This window comes from Ornatilinea apprima, from assembly GCF_001306115.1.
Lineage (GTDB): Bacteria > Chloroflexota > Anaerolineae > Anaerolineales > Anaerolineaceae > Ornatilinea > Ornatilinea apprima.
The window spans coordinates 139,249-160,169 of sequence record NZ_LGCL01000019.1 but is presented as its reverse complement, the minus strand read 5'-3'; the positions used below and the strand labels follow the sequence as shown (position 1 = coordinate 160,169).

Here is a 20,921-nt window from a genome sequence, read left to right as displayed (position 1 = left end):
ATTGGGAAAAAAGGGTTATGCCTTGAGTATATCATTGTCTTCACGAAAGAGCGTGTTTTTGCTGGATTATGCTTGTTTGAGGCGGGATTGCGGGGTGGTTAGCCTCGCGCGCTCGCAGGAAAGGCTGATGTAGAAAGAGAGGAATCTACTTCCAAACGCAGACACAATTGCGGCCGGATTGTTTGGCGTCGTAGAGGGCATGGTCGGAGCGGTTAATGAGGTTTTCCAGGTCGGGCACGGAGGTGTCGAGGGCGGAGACGCCCAAGCTGATGGTCACATGGAGGTGGGAAGGGAGCGCGGAATTGGAAGTATAACCGGCAGATTCACGGCGTGTGGTGGTGTTGAGTTCGATAGCGGTGTTTTCGGTTTTTTTTCGCAGACGTTCAGCGGCAACCAGGGCGGCGTCGATGCTGGTGTTGGGCAGCAAGATGACAAACTCTTCTCCACCATAGCGGGCGAGGATGTCCATCTCGCGCAGGTCGGCGCGGCAAACGCGGGCGAGGGTGGCCAGAACCGAGTCGCCGGCAACATGGCCGTAGGTGTCATTGACCTGTTTGAAGTGGTCAATATCCAGCATGATGACGGACAACTCCTCTCCATAGCGGCGTGCGCGCTCAAACTCCAGGCGGGCCAGGTCAAAGAAGTGCCGGCGGTTGAAAAGCGAGGTGAGCGAATCGGTGATGGCCATGCGGCGCAGCTCATCAAAGAGGCGGGCGGTTTGAATGGCGAGCGCGGCCTGGCCCGAAAAGGCGAATAAGCGTTCAGCGTGAGATTGCTGGTAGAGGTCGGGCTGGATGCTGATCAAGGAAATGAAGCCAATCAATTCTTGTTGGGCAAAAATGGGCGCGCCCAGCCAGGAATGGATATCCAGATCTCCCGACACATTAATCCAGCCAGGGAATTCGGCGACATTGGAGATGATCATGGGCTGGCGGTGATTCACCATCCACTGCAAATTTTCTGTTGTTTGAACATTGAGGGTGTGATTGGAGATTTTATAGACCACGTCTGGGGGGAGATGTTCGAAACCGGCTTGACGGACGATGCGCGCCTGGTTATTTTCCACGATAAAGAGGCGGGCGTAGTCGTAGGGCACTACCCGGCGCACCAGCCCCAGCAGATGGTCGAGGATCGATTCCATATTGAGGGCGGTGCTGAGGATGTTGCTCGATTCGCGCAGCGTATCGGCGAGAATGCGCTGTTCGCGCTCCGATTCCAAGAGAAGTTGGATTTTCTGTTCCGATTCTTTGACTGGCGTGATGTCGGCTAGGGTAACCAGCCAGCCAGCCGCGATGGCGCCCTGGCCGGTGAGCGGGGCGGCGGTGAGGTTAAAATAGCGGGGGGAGCCTTGGCCGTTAATCTGAATCTCTTTGCAGATCGGCTTTTTTTCTTGAGAAGACTGCTTGAGCAAGGCGGTAAGATCATCGGGGATCAGACTGGCGGCCGGTTTGCCGAGGATTTCTTTTTGCTCAATGTGCAAAAGGCGCAGGCTGGAAGGGTTGGCATCGACTACCAGACCGTGTTTATCCATGATCAGGACGGCATCGGGCAGGCTCTCAATGAGCGTGTCGCGGGCGATGGGGATGAGGTTAAAGAGGCGCAGGCGGATGATGGATACCGCGAAGATGACGTTTGTGATCAGCAGGGCGAAAACGGTGATATCGAGAGGGGCTAGCGGATTAAACCCCAAAATGGTGATGATATTGGCGGCCCAGGGGAGCAGAATGCCGATCATCATTGTTACTCCCTGAACTCGCATGGTTGGGCTGGCGCGATGAACGTAGCGCGCAATGAGCAGCACGCCAGCCAGCACCACCAGAAGCAAGTAAACGGTATTCACCCAATACAGGGGGCCGTATTCAAATTCGAGGCTGACAAAGGAAAGAGGCTGGCGAACGTAGGCGATGCCCACAAACTGGCGCACCAGATGGTGCTTTTCATCGGTAAAGGCGAACGCAAGGGTGGTGAGGGGAATGAGGGAGAACAGAGAGATGACAAGCGGGTTGATGGAGCGCCCGCGGCCGGTGTAGGTCAGGGCGATGAGGAAAAAACTGATCGATGCGATAGCCGCGCTGAGAATTTGCCAGTTCGCCCAGAAAATCTTCTGCGAGAAACTGGTAAAAAGGATTTCGAGGCCGTAACAAAAGATCCAAAAGGCGATGCCAAAGGAAAAAACAGAAAAGAGCCTGCCCAGGCGCGATTCGATAGCGCGCAGCAGGCCCAAAATTCCCGGGATGGCAGAGGCGCTCGCGCCCAACAAGATCAGGTTGACGACCGGAAAGAGATTAAAATTCATGTAGCGCTTTCTACAAACCGGCAGTTGTGGAGCGACCTGGCTGGAATGATTGCGTTTTGATCACACCCCATCATTCGATCGATATGATAATGATTATAGAGAAAGCCGGGATTTCTGTAAACCGGTACGGACTATTGGGGAGGATTGTAAGGAATTTGTAATCCAAAAGTAATGAATTTATTCCATTAACCCAGTAGATGTGTATACCTGCAGGGTCTGGCGGGCGAAGTCGATCACGCTGAGACGCAGCGCGAGCGGTTCGAGGACTTCTACAGCGGCGCCGAGTGAGAGTACAAAGCTGCGGGCGGTCTCGAGATCATTGAATGAGAGGGTGAGAAGGCAGCTGCCGTCTGGCAGGGGAGGAGAAGCCTGCCGGAGCAGCTGGTTGTATGGTAAGCCGAAATTGAGCGGAAGTTCGCTGGCCCATTGCGGTACTATGCGCAGGGTTACCTGCAGGGAAGGCTTCGCGGCCAACTGTTTTTCTTTCCACTGCGACCAGAACAAATGCAAATCAAAATCGGCGCGGCGTGAAAAGGGTTCATCAAGCAGGCGCGCTTCTAAAATTTGCTCACAATCCACGGCGCGCATCAGTCCGCGCGGGTCTTCCACAACCAGGCGCCAATTCTGGTCGTCAAACACCATACCATAAGGCGCGAAGCGGCCTTCGGCGGTTTGTCCAAAGCTTAAGCGCAGGCGCAGCAGCACCATTTTTTCCTGCCAGACAGCCTGGTGAAGGGTGTAAAGCTGGGGCTGGGGTGAAAGGGAGTGCGCCTGACTGCCGGGGTCGATCAGCACGCGCTGGCGGACATTGACGCTGGTCTGCTGGCGCTGGCTGGTTTGGGCGGCAAGGAGTTTTTGAAGGGCGGCCTCAAGATGGCTGCCCATGCCTAACTGGCGCAGTGCCGCCGGAATGGAGAGCATGAACAGGGCGCGCAGTTCGGGGTCCGACAGGCCGGTAAGGGTGGTGCGGTATGAATCGAGCAGGGCGCAGCCGCCGCCCGGCCCGCGCTGCATATAGACGGGCACACCAGCCGTGGTGAGCGCCAGCATGTCGCGGTAGATGGTGCGTTCCGAGACTTCCAGTTCAACGGCTAGCTCAGCCGCGGAAGTGGTGCCGCGAGTTTGCAAAAGCATGAGGAGTGATAAAAGACGGTCTGCGCGCATCAAATTGCCAGCATTGAGGTGGAATAAATGACAATAGATGTCAGGTATTGAACGGTATTATAGCATTATCTTGACTTTGTTGATGGAAAGGGATTTTACGAAATGGATGAAAAGAGTATCCGGATTGTGGAACTGGCGCCCATGCGTGTAGCGGCTGCCCTGGGGTTTGGCAGTGAGCCAGAGACGATTGCTATTCAAACACTGTTCTCCTGGGCAGAGGAGAAAGGTCTCTTGACCGATGCGCGAAAGAACCGGTATTTTGGGTTCAATAACCCAAACCCATCGGCCGGCAGCCCGAATTATGGTTACGAGCAATGGATGACTGTGCCTGAAGGAGTTGAGGGCAGCAATGAGGTAACCATTAAGCTGTTTGAGGGTGGATTATACGCGGTGGGGCATTGCGAGAGCCTGGAAACGATCATGCAGGACTGGCAGCAACTGGCGGCCTGGCAGGAAAAAAGCGAATATCTGGTGGGAAAACACCAATGGCTGGAAGAAATGTGCTCTGTGGAGGCGCTGTTGGCCGGGTTGAAAGGAGATTTTCATCCCGATGCCTATTCGTTTGATTTATACCTGCCCATTATGCGGTAAAGTGAAGGCAGATATCGCGAGGCGGGAGAGAAATCTCCCGCTTTTTGGTGGTAGAACGGCAGCCGTTTACTTTCGGCTGAAAGACGAGGTTGGCAGGGGATTGAAATAGTCGGTGGTGAGAGAGAATGGTTTTCATTGACGGCGGGGGAGGTATTCGATATGATAGGTTTATGACGCGTAGGGTTGGGCTTCTTCGCCCATTTTATACCCGACGCATTTCGAAAACCCCATGCTGCGGGAGGTTGGATTGGATAATCCCAACGAATTGCTGCGCGAGCGGCTGGAAGCGGTGATTCCCTTTGCGGAGAAGCAGGTAGAGCGGATGGTGAGCCAACATCCGGACTGCTTCCCCGTCTTCACCACGCAGGGTGTATGGTCATGCACGCAAGAAGCGCGCGATACCTGGTGTGAAGGCTTTTTTGGGGGGATGATGTGGTTGTTGTATTCGGTAACAGGCAAGGCGGTTTGGAAAGAACGCGCTGAGCATTACAGTCGTTTGATCGCATCGCGCAGGGCAGATGAGTCCATGCATGACCTGGGTTATTTGTTTCTGTTCACGGCTTTGCGCGCTTACGAGCTGACCGGCAGTGAAGAGTGGCAGGCGGTAACCCTGGAGGCAGCCGAGACGTTGGCAAAGCATTACCAGCCGCAGGGTCACTATCTATGCTCGGCGTTTGGGCCGGAGAGCCTGTTGATTGACCAGATGGTGGATGTGGGTCTGCTTTTCTACGCGGCGCAGGTCAAACGCGACCGGGGCTTGTTCCGCATGGCTCGTAATCACACATCAACAAGCCGGCGGATGCTGCTGCGCGGAGACGGCAGCACGGCCCAGGAAGGGCTGTTTGATCGGATTACGGGGGAGTATATCAAGCCGGGCACCCGGCAGGGCTGGCGGGCGGATTCCTGCTGGGCGCGCGGGCAGGCCTGGGCGCTGTACGGTTTTGCGAAGGTGTATGAATACACACGCGATGCGCACGACCTGGCAAGCGCGGAGCTGCTGGCGCAGTATTACCTGGAAAACGCTCCGGCCCACGGCGTGCCGCCCAATGATTTTGACGAACCGGGTCCGCGCTTTGGGTTTGAGACTTCGGCGGCGGCGGTGGCAGCCTGCGGGCTGTGGAAGCTGGCGCGGCTGACGGGCGACGCCTCGCGGGCGGTTCTGTACCTCCAGTCGGCGCTGCAAATTTTGGATACGCTGACCTCCACGACTTTTCTGGCGAGCGAGTCGGAGGAGTGGGAGGGACTCATAAAACATGGGATTTATCATGTGCGCCTGGGACTGGGGGTGGATGAAAGCCTGATCTTTGGAGACCACTTCTTTTTGGAGGCGGTCTGCGAGGCGCTGAAGGATGAAACCTGGTAAACGTGGACGCGCGTTGAACTGGATGACCAGCACAAGGAGGCAGGATGTTCGAAGTTTTTGAACGGATTATCAAATCAGGGGTAGTCGCGCAGATTGACGCGCAAGATGAGACGCAGGTGGTCGCTTTTTTAGAGACGATGTCGCGGGCGGGGTTGAACTGTGTGAAGATCGCTTTTCGGACAGAGAAAGCGGAGGAATTGCTGCGCATGGCCCGGCAGCGCTTCCCGGACCTGGTGATTGGCGCAGGAACGATCCTCTCCATATCTCGCGGAGAAGCGGCCATGCGCGCCGGGGCGCAGTTTTACACATCGCCCGGCTTTGAATTTGACATCGTAGACTGGTGTTTTGAGCACAGTCTGCCGGTGCTTCCCGGTGTGGCAACGCCGAGTGAGATTATGCATGTGATGAAGACGGGCCTGCGGCTGGCGCAGTTCTTCCCGGTGGAGGCGTTGGGGGGTGCTCCGGTGTTGAACTCGATGGCCGCGCCCTTCCCGGAGATGCGTTACATCGCGGCGGGGGGAATCAATGAGAAGAATTTGGAACAGTATTTGCGGCTGCCGTGTGTGGCGGCCTGCACGGGAACGTGGATTTCCGCGCCGGGGCTGGCAGACAAGCCGGACTGGGGAGAAGTGGAACGGCGGGCGCGCCAGGCGGTGGAGACGGTGAAGAAGGTGAGAGGCTAAGCAATAATAAAGGCTCCCCAAAACTTATGGATTTTTGGGGAGCCTTTTTTGATTGAAATTTATTCAACAATGCGGGCAAGAATGTCGCCACATTCCATCAGCAGGTAGTCCACGCCGTGCAGGCGCACTTCGGCGCCGGAGTATTTGGCGAAGATCACTTTGTCGTTCTCACGCAGTTTGATATCTTCATCATCGCCAACGGCCACCACCAGTCCTGTTTGGGGTTTTTCTTTGGCGGTGTCGGGTAACAGCAAGCCGGAGGGTGTTTTGGATTCCTGGTCGAGCGGCTTGACAAGCACGCGCGCGCCCAATGGCTGGATTTTAATTTCACTCATGTCGATTTCTCCTTTTTAGTTCAAATTGAGGTATCGGTCGATTTTGGACCGGTCAAAGCCTACAATAATTTTGCCGCCGATGTCGATCACGGGAACGCCCTGCTGGCCGGAGCGGCGCACCATATCGCGCGCGGCGGCAGCGTCGCGGGTTACGTCTACTTCTTTGAAGCGGATTTTTTTCTGCTGTAAGTACTGCTTGGCAGTGCTGCAATAGCGGCAGGTGGGGGTGGTGAAGATGATCACACGGGGTTGAGAATCCATTTTTTTGCTCCTCTGCGGGTAATATCGTTGGTTAGATGCAGAGGGAAGAAAAAGGTTACATAAAAAATCTCCCCCAGCGCGTTGTGCGGATGGGGGAGTGGCAAGCAGTTGGTTTTAGGCTGAGCGTTATTTTGCCAGTTCTAAAAACCAACGGTGAAAGCGGTCATCTTCCGTGAGTTCGGGGTGGAAGGAGGTGGCAAGCAGCTTACCCTGGCGGGCGGCGACAATGCGGCTGTCGGGCAGGCTGGCGCAGACCTCCACGCCGGGGCCGGCAGCGGCGATGAGAGGGGCGCGGATGAAGACGGCCTGGTAAGGCGGATTGCTGCCGTTGCTGTTGAAGGGCTTCAGGGCGGGAACGTCGAGGGCGGCTTCAAAGCTCTCCACCTGGCGGCCAAAGGCGTTGCGCTGAATGGTGATGTCCATCAAGCCAAGCAGTGGCTGGTCGCGGCCGGCGTCTTTGCTGAGGAGGATGGCCCCGGCGCAGGTGCCCCAAATGGCCTTTTCGCGGCCAAATTCACGCAGCGGTTCCAGCAGGCGAAAGGCCACCATCAGTTTGCCAATGGTGGTCGATTCGCCGCCGGGGATGATTAACCCATCCAGTCCAGCGAGGTGCTGTGGCAGGCGCACCTGGCTGGTATCCACGCCCAGGCGATCAAGAATGGCCTGGTGTTCGATGAAAGCGCCTTGCAAGGCGAGAATGCCAATTTTCATAGACAAACGCTGGCTACCAGCCGCGCCCGGCGATGCGCTGCGCTTCGGGGATTTCGGTTACCTGGCGGCCGACCATCGGCTCGCCCAGGTTGCGGCTGACTTCAGCCAGAATGGCGGGGTCTTGATAGTGGGTGACGGCCTTGACGATGGCGGCGGCGCGTTTGGCGGGGTCGCCCGACTTGAAGATGCCCGAGCCAACAAACACGCCATCCACGCCCAGCTGCATCATCAGCGCGGCATCGGCGGGGGTGGCCACGCCGCCGGCGGCAAAGTTGACCACAGGCAGGCGGCCGAGCTGGCGCACTTCGAGCACCAGTTCGTAGGGCGCGCCGATCTGTTTGGCGTAGGCCATCACTTCCTCGTCTTGCAGGGTTTGCAGGTGGCGTATATCGCCCATAATCTGGCGGGCGTGGCGCACGGCTTCGATCACATCGCCGGTGCCGGCTTCGCCTTTGGTGCGGATCATGGCCGCGCCTTCACCGATGCGGCGCAGGGCTTCGCCCAGGTTGCGCGATCCGCAAACGAAGGGCACTTGGAAATTGTGCTTGTAGATATGATTCTGATCGTCGGCGGGGGTGAGCACTTCGGATTCGTCAATGTAGTCCACGCCCAGCGATTCGAGGATTTGGGCTTCCACAAAGTGCCCGATGCGGCATTTGGCCATCACCGGAATGGTTACGCTGTCCATGATTTGCAGGATCAATTCGGGGTCGCTCATCCGCGCGACGCCCCCCGAGGCGCGAATGTCGGCCGGAACGCGCTCAAGGGCCATCACGGCACAGGCGCCGGCATCTTCGGCGATGCGGGCATGTTCCGGGGTAACAACGTCCATAATGACGCCGCCTTTGAGCATTTGCGCCAGACCTTTTTTGACTGCGAAAGTACCAGATTGTTGTTCCAAAGGATACCTCCTGGGGGAATAAAATTGCATGTGGATTGTACCACTATGTGAAGGGAAGAAAAGAAGAGGATGATCCATCCCAGGGTGGTGGGTTTACGCAACTATGAATGTGCAATGGCTGACAGAGCGCGGTGGGAGAGCAAGGTGAGCCAGGGTGAAGGCTCTTTTTTCTGGGCAAAATCCCAGCCTTTCCAGGCCATCCACACTGAGGTGGGGGTGAAGCATCCGTTTGGGTCTTTCTGACTGGCAAGGAGTGCGGCCATCTCTTGCAGGCGCGGGTCGCGGCGAGCGTTTTCAAAACGGCTGAGGACGGTAAGGATGTGCAGCAGGTCGTACCAGATGAGCGGATATTTGAGTTTGCCAAAGTCTGACCCGATGCCAAAGAGATAGTATTTTTTCTCTTTGCGCATTTGCCAATGATTTAACAGCATGTCCACGCCGGCTTGCACTTCTGGCCAGGTGTGCGTTTCGGGGAGAAGGGAGAAGGCGCGCAAGCTGATTAAGGTGGCGTAAGGACAGGGGTCGTCTTTGCGGCCGGGTCCGCGGAAACCCTGCCAGGCTGAGTCACAGGCGCAAGGCCAGCCATTATCACGCACCAGACTGAGCAGGTGGTTGAGGTTGGTTTGGATAAGCGGGTGATTATTCAGCCCAAAAGCCATCAAGGCGTGCAAGATCAGGGGCAGGTCGCACAGCATCCAGCTCCACTGTGGTTCCGCGCTGCCACCATAGCGGGGGGATACATGCAATAAGGTTTGAAGAAGGCCTTGCGGGGAAGAATGCGCGGTGATCTTTTCCACCAAATCACTAATCCCAGGGTCAGACTTCTTAAGCCCAAAATCGGCCAGCACACCCAACACATGCAGGGGATGGCTGGCATCATTGTGGCGCTTGAGCGGTTGGTTGGGCCAATTTTCTGCTTGAAGGATGAGGTTTTGAACTACCGGGTGGGCTAGCATCGCGGAGCGTTCTGATATCACTTGTGGGTCATTATCGGGGCTGCCAAGCAAGTCCACGCGGGTGTGGTAGCGCACCCAGGGTTCAGGTTGGGATAAGAGCCAGGAAATGGGGGGGTTGATTTTCATGAATCACCTCATCTATAATATATAGAAAATACGTTCAAAATACAAGCGGCTTTGCAAAGCGGTACGCTTATGTGATAATTTGAATCTCCAATGGCTTTACGGCTCAATGTTGAAGAACAAAAAATGGGAGAGGGTATGAAACTTCCTGAAGATTATTTGCAACGAGTTTATGCTGGCGTCCTGGGAAAGATTATTGGCGTTTATATAGGGCGGCCGTTTGAAGGCTGGACCTATGAACGCGTATCAGCGGAGCTGGGGGAGGTGCGGGGCTATGTTAACGAACACTTCTACGCACCGCTGATTGTTACGGATGATGACATCACGGGTACATTTACGTTTGTACGCGCGCTGGCTGATCACGGGTTTGACGCGAACTTATCTGCGCGGCAGATCGGGCAGAGCTGGCTGAATTACCTGATCGAAAATAAAACCATCTTGTGGTGGAGCGGAATGGGCAATTCCACCGAGCATACCGCCTATTTGCGCCTGAAGCACGGCATCCCCGCGCCGCGCAGTGGTTCGGCAGAGTTGAACGGCAAAGTGGTGGCTGAGCAGATTGGCGCGCAAATCTTCATTGATGGCTGGGCCATGGTCTGCCCGGGCGACCCGCATCGGGCGGTTTATTTTGCCGGGGAGGCGGCGCGGGTGAGCCACGACGGTGAGGCGGTCTACGCGGCGCAGTTATTGGCGGCAATGGAAGCGCTGGCTTTTGTGGAGCCATCGCTGGAGCGGCTGCAGGATGAGGGCTTGCGGATGATCCCGGCGGATTCGGTGATTGCGCGGCTGACGCGCGAGCTGCGCGACCGGCGCGAAAAGGAGCCTGACTGGCGCAAGACCCGCGCCTGGCTGGATGAGCATTACGGTTACCGCCGCTTTGGCGGGAACGTGCATGTGGTGCCCAATCATGGTTTGATTCAACTCAGTTTGTTGTACGGCGGGGATGACTTCAACGAGACAATGATGATTGTCAACAGCAGCGGATGGGACACGGACTGTAACGCGGGCAATGTGGGCTGTCTGTTGGGAATCAAGAATGGCCTGGCCTGTTTTGAGGGCGGTGGGGTGGATTGGCGCGGACCGGTGGCGGACCGCTTGTATTTGCCCACGGCGGACGGCGGGCGGGCGATCAGCGACGCGGCGCGTGAGGCGCTGGAGATCGCGAACATGGGCAGAAGGCTGGCCAATCTGCCCGTGTTGCGGCCAAAGGGCGGGGCGCGCTTCCACTTTGAACTGCCGGGGTCGCTGCAGGGGTTCTCCGCGGAAGACGGCACCACGCTGAGCCTGCGCAATGCTGCTGGTAACAGCCGGTTGGGCAAACGCAGCCTGGAACTGGCCTTCCAACACACTGTTGCCGGGCAGGTTTCACGGGCGGGCACGCCCGTCTTCATCCCTGCGCTGGAAACCAAGCACTATTTTGAAAATCCGGGATACCAGTTATTGGCTTCACCGGCGGTCTACCCCGGCCAGACGCTCACCGCGCTGATCTCCGCGGATGAAGGCAACGCGGGGAAAGTGGAAGCCGGGCTTTACCTGCGCTATTACGATTGTAATGATGATCTTTGCCTGGTCAGCGGACCCAGCGCGTGGTTGATGGCGGGAGAAGCAGTTGAGATCACCTGGAAGCTGGATGACCGGACAATGACGCCGATTGCCTGGGTGGGGGTGGAAGCGCGCAGCGCGGTGGCGCTGGAAGGCAAGCTCTACCTGGACGCGCTTGGCTGGCAGGGCAGCGCGGATGTGGAGTTCGTCCACGGCGAGGGCAGCGGCGAGATGCGCCGGGCGGCCTGGGTGGACGGACTGGACCAGGGTGTGCAGCCGTGGGATCAAGAGCATCTGCGGCTGGTGCAGAATGAGGGGCGCGGTTTGGTCATCCAGGGCGCGCAAGAATGGCAAGATTACCGTGTCTGCGCGGACGTTACCCCCCATCTGGCCAAAGCGGCCGGGCTGGCGGCGCGGGTGCAGGGCATGCGGCGCTATTATGCCCTGCTGCTGTGTGAAGGCCAAAAAGCCCGGCTGGTGAAGGTGCGCGACGATGAAGAGACGGTGCTGGCGCAGGCGGATTTTGACTGGCAGTTTGGCGAGATGGCCAGCATGTGCCTGGAGGTGAAAGGCCATTCGCTGCAAGCGGCGGTGGATGGGCGGCTGCTCTTCTCTGTGGAGGACAGCGAGGCACCGTTGGAGTGCGGGGCAGTGGGGTTGGTGGTGGAAGAAGGCCGCACGGCGACCTGCCAGGTGCGGGTATCGCCAGTAGGGTAGGCGGCAGAGAATCTCATCTTTTTTTCTATTGACTTTCTCGGTCAAACCGGGTATCCTCAAGCGAAATACGGAGAAAAATACCAGAATGAATTCGATTGTTGTGCTGTTCGCGATGTTCGCAATGTCCATGTCCATGATGATGGTCATGATGATGCGCCGCGCACCCTTACGGACAGCACACGTAGAGGCATAATTTTGCCATAACGAGGAAACGCAAACGCGGGGCTGTCCAACAGGACAGCCCCTTTTTGTTTGGAATTTTTGCCAACCCTTTTGGAGGAAACCAGCATGACCACTCAAGATATTCGCTTCACCACTTCACCGGTTCGATACGACACCCTGCACAGTGGGCACGAGTCTACGGCGGCGGTGCACGCCGGAGCGCGGCGGGCAAAACCGTACCACTCGCTGATTGACCCGATTGTGCCTACGTCCACATACACGTTTGACAATACCGCGGACCTGGTGAGTTACATGGAGGCACATCTGGCCGGGAAGGACGAGGGCAGGGTGGAATATGGCCGTTATGGAAATCCCACGGTCAGCGCGGTGGAAGAACGCCTGGCAGCGTTGGAGGGTGCGGAGCAAGCCGTTTTATTGGGTTCGGGCATGGCTTCGATCACCACCACGCTGCTCACGTTTTTAAGCGCCGGGGATGAGTTGATCATCACGGATGATTGCTACCGGCGCACGCGGCAGTTCTGTGGGGAATTTTTAAAGAAACTGAAGATTGGCTGCACGGTGGTACCGATGGGCAATTATACCGCGTTGGAGCGCGCGATTAATCCGCGCACGCGCCTGCTGGTATCTGAAACGCCCACCAACCCATACCTGCGCGTGCTGGATGTGGAGCGCTTCGCCGAGATAGGCCGCCGGTTTGGGGTAACCACCCTGGTGGACAGCACTTTTGCCACCCCGTTGAATCTGCAGCCGTTGAATTGGGGCATCGATCTGGTGGCGCATTCGGCCACGAAATATCTGGGCGGGCACAACGATCTGCTGGCGGGGGTGGTGGCCGGCAGCCGGGAGAAGATCACGGCCATCCGCGAGACAAACGGGGTAATGGGAGCGGTGAGCGACGCCAATACGGCTTATTTGCTGCTGCGCGGTTTGAAAACACTGGGGGTGCGCGTGCGGCATCAGAACGATACCGGCCTGCAGGTGGCGCAGTTTTTGGCCTCGCACCCGGCCATTGAGCGGGTCTGGTATCCGGGTCTGTCAAGTCACCCAGACCACGAGACGGCGCTGCGGCAGATGAGCGACTTTGGCGGGGTGGTGAGCTTCACCGTGCGCGGCGATTTGCGGCGCACATCGCAGTTTGTGGACGCGCTGCAAATTCCGTATATTTCACCGTCGCTGGGCGGCACGGAAAGCCTGGTAGGGCAGCCGGCGCTGGTGTCGTATTATCCTTACAGCCCCGAAGAGCGGCACGCGCTGGGAATCGCGGATAATCTGGTGCGGCTGGCGCTGGGATTGGAAGACGCGGACGATCTGATCGCCGATTTGAAGCAGGCGCTGGCATTTATATGAAGGGATGAACGTCCGCTGGCGTGCTGGTGGCGGTGAGAGGGATCCTCCATCCCAACCTTCCCCCATGAAATGGGGGAAGGAGTAAGAATAAAAGAATTCCTTGTCTATCGAAGTTGAGTTAAATTACGTATTGTTAACCAGGTTTACTCAATCGAGAAGTAGGGATTCCAGGCGATTTCCCACAGGAAGCCGTCGGGGTCTTTGAAGTAGCCAGAGTAGCCGCCCCAGTCGGTGTCTTGGGCGGGTTTGACGATCTGCGCGCCGGCGGAAGCAGCTTGGGCCAGCAGGGCATCAACTTCCTCTTTGGAGCGCAGGTTGTGCGCCAGGGTAAAGCCGTTGAATCCGCTGCCGGCAGGGGATTGGTTGGCGTCTTCAGCCAGGGCTTCACGGGGGTAAAGCGCCAGCCAGGTGCCTTTGGTTTCAAAGAAGGCGATGCCCACCGAGCCTGCACGCATGGGCAGACCGAGGCCGTCGCGGTAAAAGCGGATGGAGCGTTCCAGGTCGGCAACTCCCAGGGTGATGATGCTGATTCTGGGTTCCATTTACACACCCTCCAAATGAATAGTCAGGCGTGAATGATAATTTGACCGGGTTACATGAATGTTTTGCAGCTTCGCGACCACAAAATCGGCGCCGCTTGCCAGCAGCTCTTCAGGTGAATGGGTTGACGCAACCGCGATGACACGCATTCCAGCTTTCTTCCCGGCTATGATCCCCGCGGGGGCGTCTTCGATGACCACGCAGCGTTCCACGGGAAGGCCCATGCGGCGCGCGCCAGCCAGGTAAGGTTCAGGGGAAGGTTTGCCGTTCTGCACGTCGTCAGCGGTGACGAGGACAGCAGGAATGGGCAGGCCGGTGGCGCCCATACGCGCTTGAACCAGATCCAAACCGCAAGAGGTAACAATCGCCCAACTGGCGGGTGGCAGGGCGGTTAATAAGGACCGCGCGCCTTCAATGCTCACCACACCGGCGGTGTCGGTGATTTCATTGGCTGTAAACCGGAGGGCTTCCTCTTCGACGTTGAGGTGCGGGGCAACAATGCGCATGGTTTCGATGGTGCGCATGCCGTGCGCGTTTTGCAGGATGAAATCGAGGTTGAGGTTGTGCTGTTCGGCCCACTCGCGCCAGTGCTGCACGATGCTGGTGGTGGAGTCGATGAGAACCCCATCCAGATCAAAGAGAATGGCGTCGGCGTTGACGGTGGTGACCGGGATGGGGTTCGGGTTGTTCATGCGGCGTTGAGAGCCTTTCGTAGAATCTTATTTGTTGACCTGAAAGCGCGTATCGCCTTTCTGGAAGAAATCGCGAATTTGATTGGCGGCGGCGATTCCAGCGTTGACGTTGGCCTCTTCAGTCTGCGCGCCCATTTTCTTGGGGGTGAAGTAAAAGCGGCCGGGAAACTTTTCGGCGATCTCGGCGGCGCAGTCGGGGGTAACATCGGAGAGGTATTTGAAGTCAGGGCGCTCGGCGAAGATTTTGAGCAGATCGGCCTCGTTGACCACCTCTTTGCGGGCAGTGTTGACCAGGGTGGCGCCTTGCGGCATGCGGTTGAGCAGCGCGTAGTTAATGCTGCCGCGGGTCTGCTCATTGGCGGGGATGTGCAGGGAGACATACTGGCAGGTGTCGTAAAGCTGCTCGACGCTGGCCAGGGCGGTAACGCCCTCATTTTCAATCGCGTCCTTGGTGAGGAAAGGGTCATAGGCGTAGACGTGCATGCCAAATCCCTTGGCGATCTCGGCCACGCGGCGGCCCACGTTGCCGAAGGCGTGCAAACCTAGGGTTTTACCGCGCAGCTCGCTGCCCGATTTGCCGTTGAAGCAGCCGCGAGCCAGGTAGACCATCATCCCCAGTGCCAGTTCGGCGACGGCGTTGGCGTTTTGGCCGGGGGTGTTCATCACCACCACGCCTTTGGCCGTGGCGGTGGGCAGGTCGATGTTGTCAAAGCCAGCGCCGGCGCGCACGACAATTTTCAAAGCCTTCGCGGCTTCCAGCACTTGCGGGGTAACCAGGTCAGAGCGCACAATCAGCGCGTCCGCGCCGGAAACGGCCTGGTAGAACTGCTCGGGGGCGGTATATTTCTCCAGCAAAGCGAATTCAAAGCCGGCTTCTTCGACGACGGCTTGAATTTGTTTGACCGCTGCGGGGGAAAAGGGTTTTTCAGTCGCAAGTAAGACTTTCGTCATAGGGGAATCCTTTCAAGATTGACCGGTAGCCGGACTAATTCGCGGCCTCAAATTCTTTCATGCAATCCACCAGCGCCTGTACCGATTCGAGCGGCAGCGCGTTGTAGAGTGAGGCGCGGAAACCGCCCACCGAGCGATGGCCTTTGATGCCCACCATGCCGCGGCCAGAGGCGAACTCCAGGAACGGTTTTTCCAGGTCTTTGTATTCGTCTTTAAGCACGAAGCAGACGTTCATGCGCGAGCGGTCTTGCGGGTTGGGAATGGTGGGGCGGAAGAATTTGCTCGATTCGATGGTTTCGTAGAGGAGGCTGGATTTGGCGATGTTTATTTTTTCCATAACTTCCACACCGCCCAGGTTTTTGAGCCAGCGCAGGGTCATCAGGCAGGAGTAGACCGCGGCGACGGGCGGGGTGTTGAAGAGCGAATTCTTCTTGATATGGGTGCGGTAATCCACCATGGTGGGGATGCGGCGCTCGACTTTGCCGAGGATGGATTCTTTGAGGATGACGAAGGTAACGCCAGCCGGACCGAGATTCTTCTGCGCGCCGCCGTAGATCAAGCCGTATTTTGAGACGTCCACCGGGCGCGAGAGGATGTCGGAAGACATATCAGAGACGAGGGTAACCGGCGAGTCAAAATCTTCGCGGATTTCGGTGCCGTAAATGGTGTTGTTGCTGGTGAAATGGAAGTAATCAACGTCGGTAGGGATAGTGAAGTCGCGAGGAATGTAGGTGAAATTCTTGTTTTTGGAAGAAGCAACGACAACCACTTCACCAAAGATTTCGGCTTCTTCAATGGCCTTGGTGGCCCATTCGCCGGTATTCAGGTAGGCTGCGCGGGTCTGGAGGAGGTTGTAGGGAACCGTGAAAAATTGGGTGCTGGCACCGCCGCCAACAAAAATGACGCGGTATTCCTGGGGTACATTGAGAAGGTCTTTGAACAAGGCTTCGGTCTCGGCCATGACGGCGTCAAATTCTTTGCTGCGGTGCGAGACTTCCAATATTGAAAGACCCGTTCCGGCAAAATCTTTCATAGCCGCGATGGACTCGTCGATGGTGTACTGCGGCAAAATGGACGGACCTGCATAAAAATTGTGTTTTTTCATAGTTTTCCCTTCTATTTAAAAGTTAGTCGACCCAACCAGAATGCTTGTGTTATCATCCCATTCAGGGATTAATTTCAACTTTACAGACGCGTCATAATTCAATTCCTTCTTGACGAAAGAGCGTAGATTGGTTCTTGTTGTCATCCATCATCACAACAAAATTAATATTTAATTAACAGATTCATTACGGGTAAATTTGAGTGGCTGAAGCGATTCCTCCTTCACAGGTTTGAAGAGAAGACTTCACTATGTCTATTTTATCCGTTTTTATTAAGGGTGCAAAGAAGAAACGGCAATTGTAAGACAATTAAAATGTACCACAGGAGAGAATCGCTCGCAATAGGAGGAAAAGCGCAAACTGGTGAATAAGAGTCTCTTACGGGTTGGGTTATAATGGGGAAAGTTAAATTTTTAGAGGAACTAATAATGCGAAAACAACTCCGGGCCGCGATTTTTGATATGGACGGTTTAATGGTAGACACCGAGCGGGTGGCGCGCATGGGGTGGAAGCACGCTTTCCGGCAATTTGGAATTGATTTGACCGATGAGGAATACCTGCAATTCCTGGGGATCAGCACCGCGGATGTAAGCGCGATGATCACGGAGCGGTTTGGTGGCCGGGTGCGGTTTGAAGATGTCTACGCTGTGCGGCAGCAGCATACCCACCAATTTTATGAAGAAAATGGGGTGCCGCTGAAACCCGGTATTGTGGAACTGCTGTCGTTCTTGGAATCGGCAGGGGTGGAACGAGTGGTAGCGACATCCTCGACGGAGGAGATGGCGCGCTTCCGCTTGCAAAAAGCGGGGTTGCTGGAGTGGTTTTCTTTCATCTCCAGTTCTGACCGGGTGCTGCGGGGAAAGCCCGCGCCGGATGTGTATCTGACGGCTATCGACTGGTGTGGTCTGCAAGCGGACGAGTGTGTGGCGCTGGAGGATTCGGAGGTGGGAGTGCGGGCAGCGCACGCGGCGGGCTTGCGCGTGATCTGGGTGCCCGACCTGGCGGTGCCGTCTGAAGAGGCGGTTGGCCTGGCGGTGCATGTGGCGGCGGATTTGTTTGACGCCCTGCAGTGGATTGAAAGCTGGATGGCACCCACGCAACAGATAGGACAAACGGATCCGCAGGTCTCTTGATTATTTATGAGATCCACATTTTTTTCTTGCATCGATAATTATCCTGTTGATTTGCTTGTATAATTAGGAAAGGCTAGAAACACGGCCAGAAACTTCACAGGGCGCACAGGCGATTGTTCCCTGACTTGGATGGATGGAGCATTTCTATCGGTTTTGGATTAAGGGTTGACAAGTCAGGGGGAGGCGATATGTTCAACAGATACCGGCACTGGTTTTCGGGTAAAACATTTCGATATGGAATTTCTGGCCTCTTGCTGGGAATTGTTCTTTCTGGCCTGGTGTTGCTGCTGGCAATTGCCGCTCGGCAAGAACCTGGCGTGCCAGCCGGAACCCAATTCTTGCAATTGAATCCGTTATATTATTACGCCATTGGCCTGCTGCCGGTGGTGCTGGGGCTGACTTTTGGTCTGGTTGGTTTTCAGGAAGAAAAGCGCGACGCGGAGCGGACCTGGCTGCTTGAAAAGCTGAAAACCGAAAATGAGGCGCTGCGTGAGGAAAACCGCACGCGCAACGATCTTCAAGCGGTGATCAGCCGGGGAAAGCGCGAATGGGAAGCCACCTTTGACGCGGTCCAGGATGCCATTCTGGTCACCGATTCGACCGGCCAGATCATTCGCTGCAATCAGGCGGCGATCATCTGGCTGGCTACGACCTACGACCAGATCATCCACCGCAAAATCGACCAGGTGCTCCTGAAGCAAACCCGCAATAAAAACAGAAATCTGCTCAAGCTGGAGGGGGAAACGCAGATTCCTGGCATGCAAGGCTGGTTTGATATCAACCAATACCCGGTGCAGTTGCAGGATGAGCCGCACGGCACCATTTTCATCATCCGTGATATTTCAGCGCGGAAAAACGCCGAAACGATCATTACCCAGCAAAAGCGCTACCTGGAAGCGATTGTGAACAATAGCCCGGTAGCCATTGTTACGCTGGATATGGAACAAAAGATTTTGTCGTATAACCCGGCTTTTGAAAGCCTGTTTGGCTACTCGCGGGGAGAGGTGCTGGGGTACGATCAAGACCGGCTTCTGGCGCTGCCCAATGATATTGACAGCGCGCACACCTACAGCCAGCAAGTGCTGGAGGGGAATTCGGTGCAGTTCATTGACCGTCGAAAGCGCAAAGATGGCAGCGAAGCGGATGTGGAAGTGTTTGGCGTGCCAGTGATTTTGCAGGATGAGATTGTGGGCGCGCTGTTTATGTATCACGATATCACCGAGCTGGTGAAGGCACGGCAGCGAGCAGAGGAAGCCGACCGGGCCAAAAGCGAGTTCCTGGCGAATATGAGCCATGAGATTCGCACGCCGTTGAGCGGCATCATTGGCATGATTAAGCTGATGCTGGAAACGGACCTGACGGATGAGCAGTCCAGTTTTCTACGCGGAGCGTGTGAAAGCTCAGACGCGTTGTTGAATGTTTTGAATGATATTCTCGATTTTTCAAAGATTGAGGCCGGGCAGCTGCATCTGGAATCGATAGATTTTGACCTGCGCAGTGTGGTTGAGGGCGTGGCGCAGGTGCTGGCCCTGAAAGCGGAAAGCAAGGGGTTGGAACTGTCGGCACGCATTACTCAGGAAGTGCCGATGATGCTGCGCGGCGACCCCAGCCGCCTGCGCCAAATTCTGATGAACCTGGTGGGGAACGCGATCAAGTTCACCGAAGAGGGAGATGTGAGCGTGCTGGTCACCACCGAGAAAATGCACCGCAAGCAGGTGATTCTGCGGGTTGAGGTGAAAGACACCGGAATTGGAATCACCCCTGAGCGGCAGACGGCCATTTTTGACCGCTTTACTCAGGCGGATGGCTCCACGTCTCGTAAGTATGGCGGCACTGGTCTGGGGTTGACCATCTCCAGGCAGCTGGCCGAGGCAATGGGCGGGGAGTTGGGGGTTATCAGCCAGGTGGGAAAGGGCAGCACGTTCTGGTTCACCTGCGAAATGGAGCGTTCAGCTTCGGTAACCAACCGCTCGGATACGATGCCAATGTTCTTGCGCGGTTTGAATATTCTGCTGATGGATCACAGCGCGGCCAACCGCGATGCGTACGGTAAAATGTTGGAAAGTTTTGGCTGCCAGGTTACCTGTGTTTCGCAAGCGGAGGAAGTGCTCAGCGTGCTGAAAGAAGCCAGCATTGACCATCTGCCGTTTGAATTGGTCATTATGGAGCTGTGCATGCTGGACGCGGAAGTGGAAAAAGTGTTGCAAACCTTCCCAGACGAGCCGCTGTTGGAGGGCATGAAAGTGCTGCTGTTGACGTCTATTGGACGACAACCCCACGCGGCGCAAATGGAAGAAAGCGGCCTGTGCGATGGGTACCTGATGAAGCCGGTCAAGCAAAATGACTTGTTTGAGGTGATTGGCGAGATTTTAGGGAAAAAACCCAAGCGGGCCACACGTTACCCGGAGGTGATGAAGTCGCTGCAAGGCGCTTCGATGCGGGCCAGAAAGCAAGTGAAACTGCTGCTGGCCGAGGACAATGAAATTAACCGCGAGATGACAGTGGCTTTACTGACCAAACGCGGTTATACGATTGATGCGGTGGAGAACGGCTGGCAGGCGGTGACGGCGTGGAAAGATGGTGATTATCATTTGATTCTGATGGACGTGCAAATGCCGGAAATGAACGGCTTTGACGCGACACGTGAAATTCGCAGGTTGGAAGCGGGCGAGAGGCACGTTCCGATTGTGGCAATGACTGCCCACGCGATGAAAGGAGACCAGGAACGCTGTCTGGAAGTGGGCATGGACGATTATGTTTCCAAACCGCTGGACCCGGACTATGTGGTGGATGTGATTGACCGCTGGGTAGGGCTGGATAAGCTGCGTCAAGCAGAGCGGACCGCGGATGGTGAAATCTTCATAGGTGAATTGGGAGGAGACGGCGTGCCGCATTACCCCAACGCGCCGGTGAACCTGGAGAAAGCCATGCCGCGCTTCAGCAATGACCGCCAGTTTTACACCCGTCTGTTGGGAGATTTTCTTCATTCGCTGCCCGATAAGCTGACCGAGATGCGTGAATCGCTACGGGTGGAAGATTTTGAAACGCTGCGCTTGCAGGCGCACAATCTGAAAGGTGTGGCGAGAAACTTTAATGCCGACGATCTGGCTGAACTGGCGGTCCAGTTAGAAATCAATTCTCGTGAAAAAGAGTATTCCGCCATTGGCAAGACGATTAATGGTATAAAAGAAGAAGCAAAGCGATTGGAAGAATACTACGCCCGCCTGGCCGGGGAAAGCGAAATCCAGGAAAGGACGTAATTCGCATTACTGCCAGCACTCTTTTTACCGGCAGACAGCTGTATCGATTCAAATTATCTGAGGAGAAGC

18 protein-coding genes are annotated in these 20,921 nt (G+C 56.2%); 7 read left to right on the top strand and 11 right to left on the bottom strand.

Annotated features, from left to right (window positions below; genetic code table 11):
- Positions 1-145: 145 nt before the first annotated feature.
- Together ADN00_RS07610 and ADN00_RS07605 are read right to left on the bottom strand one after the other, a co-directional pair.
- Positions 146-2,296, bottom strand: a complete 2,151-nt coding sequence (locus ADN00_RS07610; protein WP_075062364.1) for a diguanylate cyclase — start codon at positions 2,294-2,296, stop codon at positions 146-148.
- A 177-nt stretch (positions 2,297-2,473) separates the two neighbouring features.
- Positions 2,474-3,460: a helix-turn-helix transcriptional regulator gene (locus tag ADN00_RS07605; RefSeq protein ID WP_075062363.1), complete on the bottom strand. Its 987-nt coding sequence runs from the start codon at positions 3,458-3,460 to the stop codon at positions 2,474-2,476.
- A 102-nt stretch (positions 3,461-3,562) separates the two neighbouring features.
- Between ADN00_RS07605 and ADN00_RS07600 the strand changes: the two genes are divergently transcribed.
- The 3 genes from ADN00_RS07600 (at position 3,563) to ADN00_RS07590 (ending at position 6,097) form a co-directional block, all read left to right on the top strand.
- Positions 3,563-4,051 (top strand): effector binding domain-containing protein, encoded by a 489-nt coding sequence (locus tag ADN00_RS07600; protein ID WP_075062362.1) that lies wholly within the window; start codon positions 3,563-3,565, stop codon positions 4,049-4,051.
- Between the two features lie 247 nt (positions 4,052-4,298).
- Positions 4,299-5,414, top strand: a complete 1,116-nt coding sequence (locus ADN00_RS07595) for a glycoside hydrolase family 88 protein (RefSeq protein WP_160317487.1) — start codon at positions 4,299-4,301, stop codon at positions 5,412-5,414.
- Between the two features lie 44 nt (positions 5,415-5,458).
- A complete protein-coding gene (locus ADN00_RS07590) occupies positions 5,459-6,097 on the top strand; it encodes a bifunctional 4-hydroxy-2-oxoglutarate aldolase/2-dehydro-3-deoxy-phosphogluconate aldolase (RefSeq protein ID WP_075062360.1) in 639 nt (212 codons plus the stop codon).
- Between the two features lie 59 nt (positions 6,098-6,156).
- Here the strand turns inward: ADN00_RS07590 and ADN00_RS07585 are convergent, their stop codons facing one another.
- From ADN00_RS07585 to ADN00_RS07565, 5 genes are all read right to left on the bottom strand, one after another.
- The gene (locus ADN00_RS07585) at positions 6,157-6,432 is read right to left on the bottom strand and encodes a co-chaperone GroES (protein ID WP_152966286.1); all 276 of its coding nucleotides are present in this window, start codon (positions 6,430-6,432) and stop codon (positions 6,157-6,159) included.
- Positions 6,433-6,447: 15 nt separating this feature from the next.
- Positions 6,448-6,693: a Uxx-star family glutaredoxin-like (seleno)protein gene (locus tag ADN00_RS07580; protein WP_075062359.1), complete on the bottom strand. Its 246-nt coding sequence runs from the start codon at positions 6,691-6,693 to the stop codon at positions 6,448-6,450.
- Positions 6,694-6,819: 126 nt separating this feature from the next.
- A complete protein-coding gene (gene pdxT, locus ADN00_RS07575; protein WP_075062358.1) occupies positions 6,820-7,404 on the bottom strand; it encodes a pyridoxal 5'-phosphate synthase glutaminase subunit PdxT in 585 nt (194 codons plus the stop codon).
- A gap of 13 nt (positions 7,405-7,417) precedes the next feature.
- The gene (pdxS, locus tag ADN00_RS07570; RefSeq protein ID WP_075062357.1) at positions 7,418-8,335 is read right to left on the bottom strand and encodes a pyridoxal 5'-phosphate synthase lyase subunit PdxS; all 918 of its coding nucleotides are present in this window, start codon (positions 8,333-8,335) and stop codon (positions 7,418-7,420) included.
- Between the two features lie 71 nt (positions 8,336-8,406).
- The gene (locus tag ADN00_RS07565) at positions 8,407-9,387 is read right to left on the bottom strand and encodes a hypothetical protein (protein ID WP_075062356.1); all 981 of its coding nucleotides are present in this window, start codon (positions 9,385-9,387) and stop codon (positions 8,407-8,409) included.
- Positions 9,388-9,522: 135 nt separating this feature from the next.
- Here ADN00_RS07565 and ADN00_RS07560 point away from each other — a divergent pair, with 135 nt between their 5' ends.
- Together ADN00_RS07560 and ADN00_RS07555 are read left to right on the top strand one after the other, a co-directional pair.
- Positions 9,523-11,643, top strand: coding sequence for an ADP-ribosylglycohydrolase family protein (locus ADN00_RS07560; protein ID WP_075062426.1), 2,121 nt, complete (start codon positions 9,523-9,525; stop codon positions 11,641-11,643).
- A 288-nt stretch (positions 11,644-11,931) separates the two neighbouring features.
- Positions 11,932-13,173 (top strand): trans-sulfuration enzyme family protein, encoded by a 1,242-nt coding sequence (locus ADN00_RS07555; protein WP_082389970.1) that lies wholly within the window; start codon positions 11,932-11,934, stop codon positions 13,171-13,173.
- Between the two features lie 143 nt (positions 13,174-13,316).
- On the opposite strand, the gene ADN00_RS07550 is transcribed toward ADN00_RS07555, so the two are convergent.
- The 4 genes from ADN00_RS07550 to serC are packed head-to-tail and all read right to left on the bottom strand — an operon-like array spanning position 13,317 to position 16,461.
- Entirely contained in the window at positions 13,317-13,715 is a 399-nt protein-coding gene (locus ADN00_RS07550) for a VOC family protein (protein ID WP_075062355.1), read from the bottom strand.
- Positions 13,716-14,405: an HAD family hydrolase gene (locus tag ADN00_RS07545; RefSeq protein ID WP_075062354.1), complete on the bottom strand. Its 690-nt coding sequence runs from the start codon at positions 14,403-14,405 to the stop codon at positions 13,716-13,718.
- Positions 14,406-14,432: 27 nt separating this feature from the next.
- On the bottom strand, positions 14,433-15,356 hold the full coding sequence (locus ADN00_RS07540; protein WP_075062353.1) for a 3-phosphoglycerate dehydrogenase: 924 nt from the start codon (positions 15,354-15,356) through the stop codon (positions 14,433-14,435).
- A 34-nt stretch (positions 15,357-15,390) separates the two neighbouring features.
- A complete protein-coding gene (gene serC / locus ADN00_RS07535) occupies positions 15,391-16,461 on the bottom strand; it encodes a 3-phosphoserine/phosphohydroxythreonine transaminase (protein ID WP_075062352.1) in 1,071 nt (356 codons plus the stop codon).
- A 426-nt stretch (positions 16,462-16,887) separates the two neighbouring features.
- Here serC and ADN00_RS07530 point away from each other — a divergent pair, with 426 nt between their 5' ends.
- Together ADN00_RS07530 and ADN00_RS07525 are read left to right on the top strand one after the other, a co-directional pair.
- A complete protein-coding gene (locus ADN00_RS07530; RefSeq protein ID WP_075062351.1) occupies positions 16,888-17,592 on the top strand; it encodes an HAD family hydrolase in 705 nt (234 codons plus the stop codon).
- A 188-nt stretch (positions 17,593-17,780) separates the two neighbouring features.
- Complete coding sequence (locus tag ADN00_RS07525) at positions 17,781-20,852, top strand: hybrid sensor histidine kinase/response regulator (protein WP_075062350.1); 3,072 nt, start codon at positions 17,781-17,783, stop codon at positions 20,850-20,852.
- Positions 20,853-20,921 lie beyond the last annotated feature (69 nt).

Coding starts and splice junctions, on each gene's coding strand:
- ADN00_RS07610 (WP_075062364.1), bottom strand. CDS start 2,296: ATGAATTTTAATCTCTTTCCGGTCGTCAACCTGATCTTGTTGGGCGCG.
- ADN00_RS07605 (WP_075062363.1), bottom strand. CDS start 3,460: ATGCGCGCAGACCGTCTTTTATCACTCCTCATGCTTTTGCAAACTCGC.
- ADN00_RS07600 (WP_075062362.1), top strand. CDS start 3,563: ATGGATGAAAAGAGTATCCGGATTGTGGAACTGGCGCCCATGCGTGTA.
- ADN00_RS07590 (WP_075062360.1), top strand. CDS start 5,459: ATGTTCGAAGTTTTTGAACGGATTATCAAATCAGGGGTAGTCGCGCAG.
- ADN00_RS07585 (WP_152966286.1), bottom strand. CDS start 6,432: ATGAGTGAAATTAAAATCCAGCCATTGGGCGCGCGCGTGCTTGTCAAG.
- ADN00_RS07580 (WP_075062359.1), bottom strand. CDS start 6,693: ATGGATTCTCAACCCCGTGTGATCATCTTCACCACCCCCACCTGCCGC.
- pdxT (WP_075062358.1), bottom strand. CDS start 7,404: ATGAAAATTGGCATTCTCGCCTTGCAAGGCGCTTTCATCGAACACCAG.
- pdxS (WP_075062357.1), bottom strand. CDS start 8,335: ATGCAATTTTATTCCCCCAGGAGGTATCCTTTGGAACAACAATCTGGT.
- ADN00_RS07565 (WP_075062356.1), bottom strand. CDS start 9,387: ATGAAAATCAACCCCCCCATTTCCTGGCTCTTATCCCAACCTGAACCC.
- ADN00_RS07560 (WP_075062426.1), top strand. CDS start 9,523: ATGAAACTTCCTGAAGATTATTTGCAACGAGTTTATGCTGGCGTCCTG.
- ADN00_RS07555 (WP_082389970.1), top strand. CDS start 11,932: ATGACCACTCAAGATATTCGCTTCACCACTTCACCGGTTCGATACGAC.
- ADN00_RS07550 (WP_075062355.1), bottom strand. CDS start 13,715: ATGGAACCCAGAATCAGCATCATCACCCTGGGAGTTGCCGACCTGGAA.
- ADN00_RS07545 (WP_075062354.1), bottom strand. CDS start 14,405: ATGAACAACCCGAACCCCATCCCGGTCACCACCGTCAACGCCGACGCC.
- ADN00_RS07540 (WP_075062353.1), bottom strand. CDS start 15,356: ATGACGAAAGTCTTACTTGCGACTGAAAAACCCTTTTCCCCCGCAGCG.
- serC (WP_075062352.1), bottom strand. CDS start 16,461: ATGAAAAAACACAATTTTTATGCAGGTCCGTCCATTTTGCCGCAGTAC.
- ADN00_RS07530 (WP_075062351.1), top strand. CDS start 16,888: ATGCGAAAACAACTCCGGGCCGCGATTTTTGATATGGACGGTTTAATG.
- ADN00_RS07525 (WP_075062350.1), top strand. CDS start 17,781: ATGTTCAACAGATACCGGCACTGGTTTTCGGGTAAAACATTTCGATAT.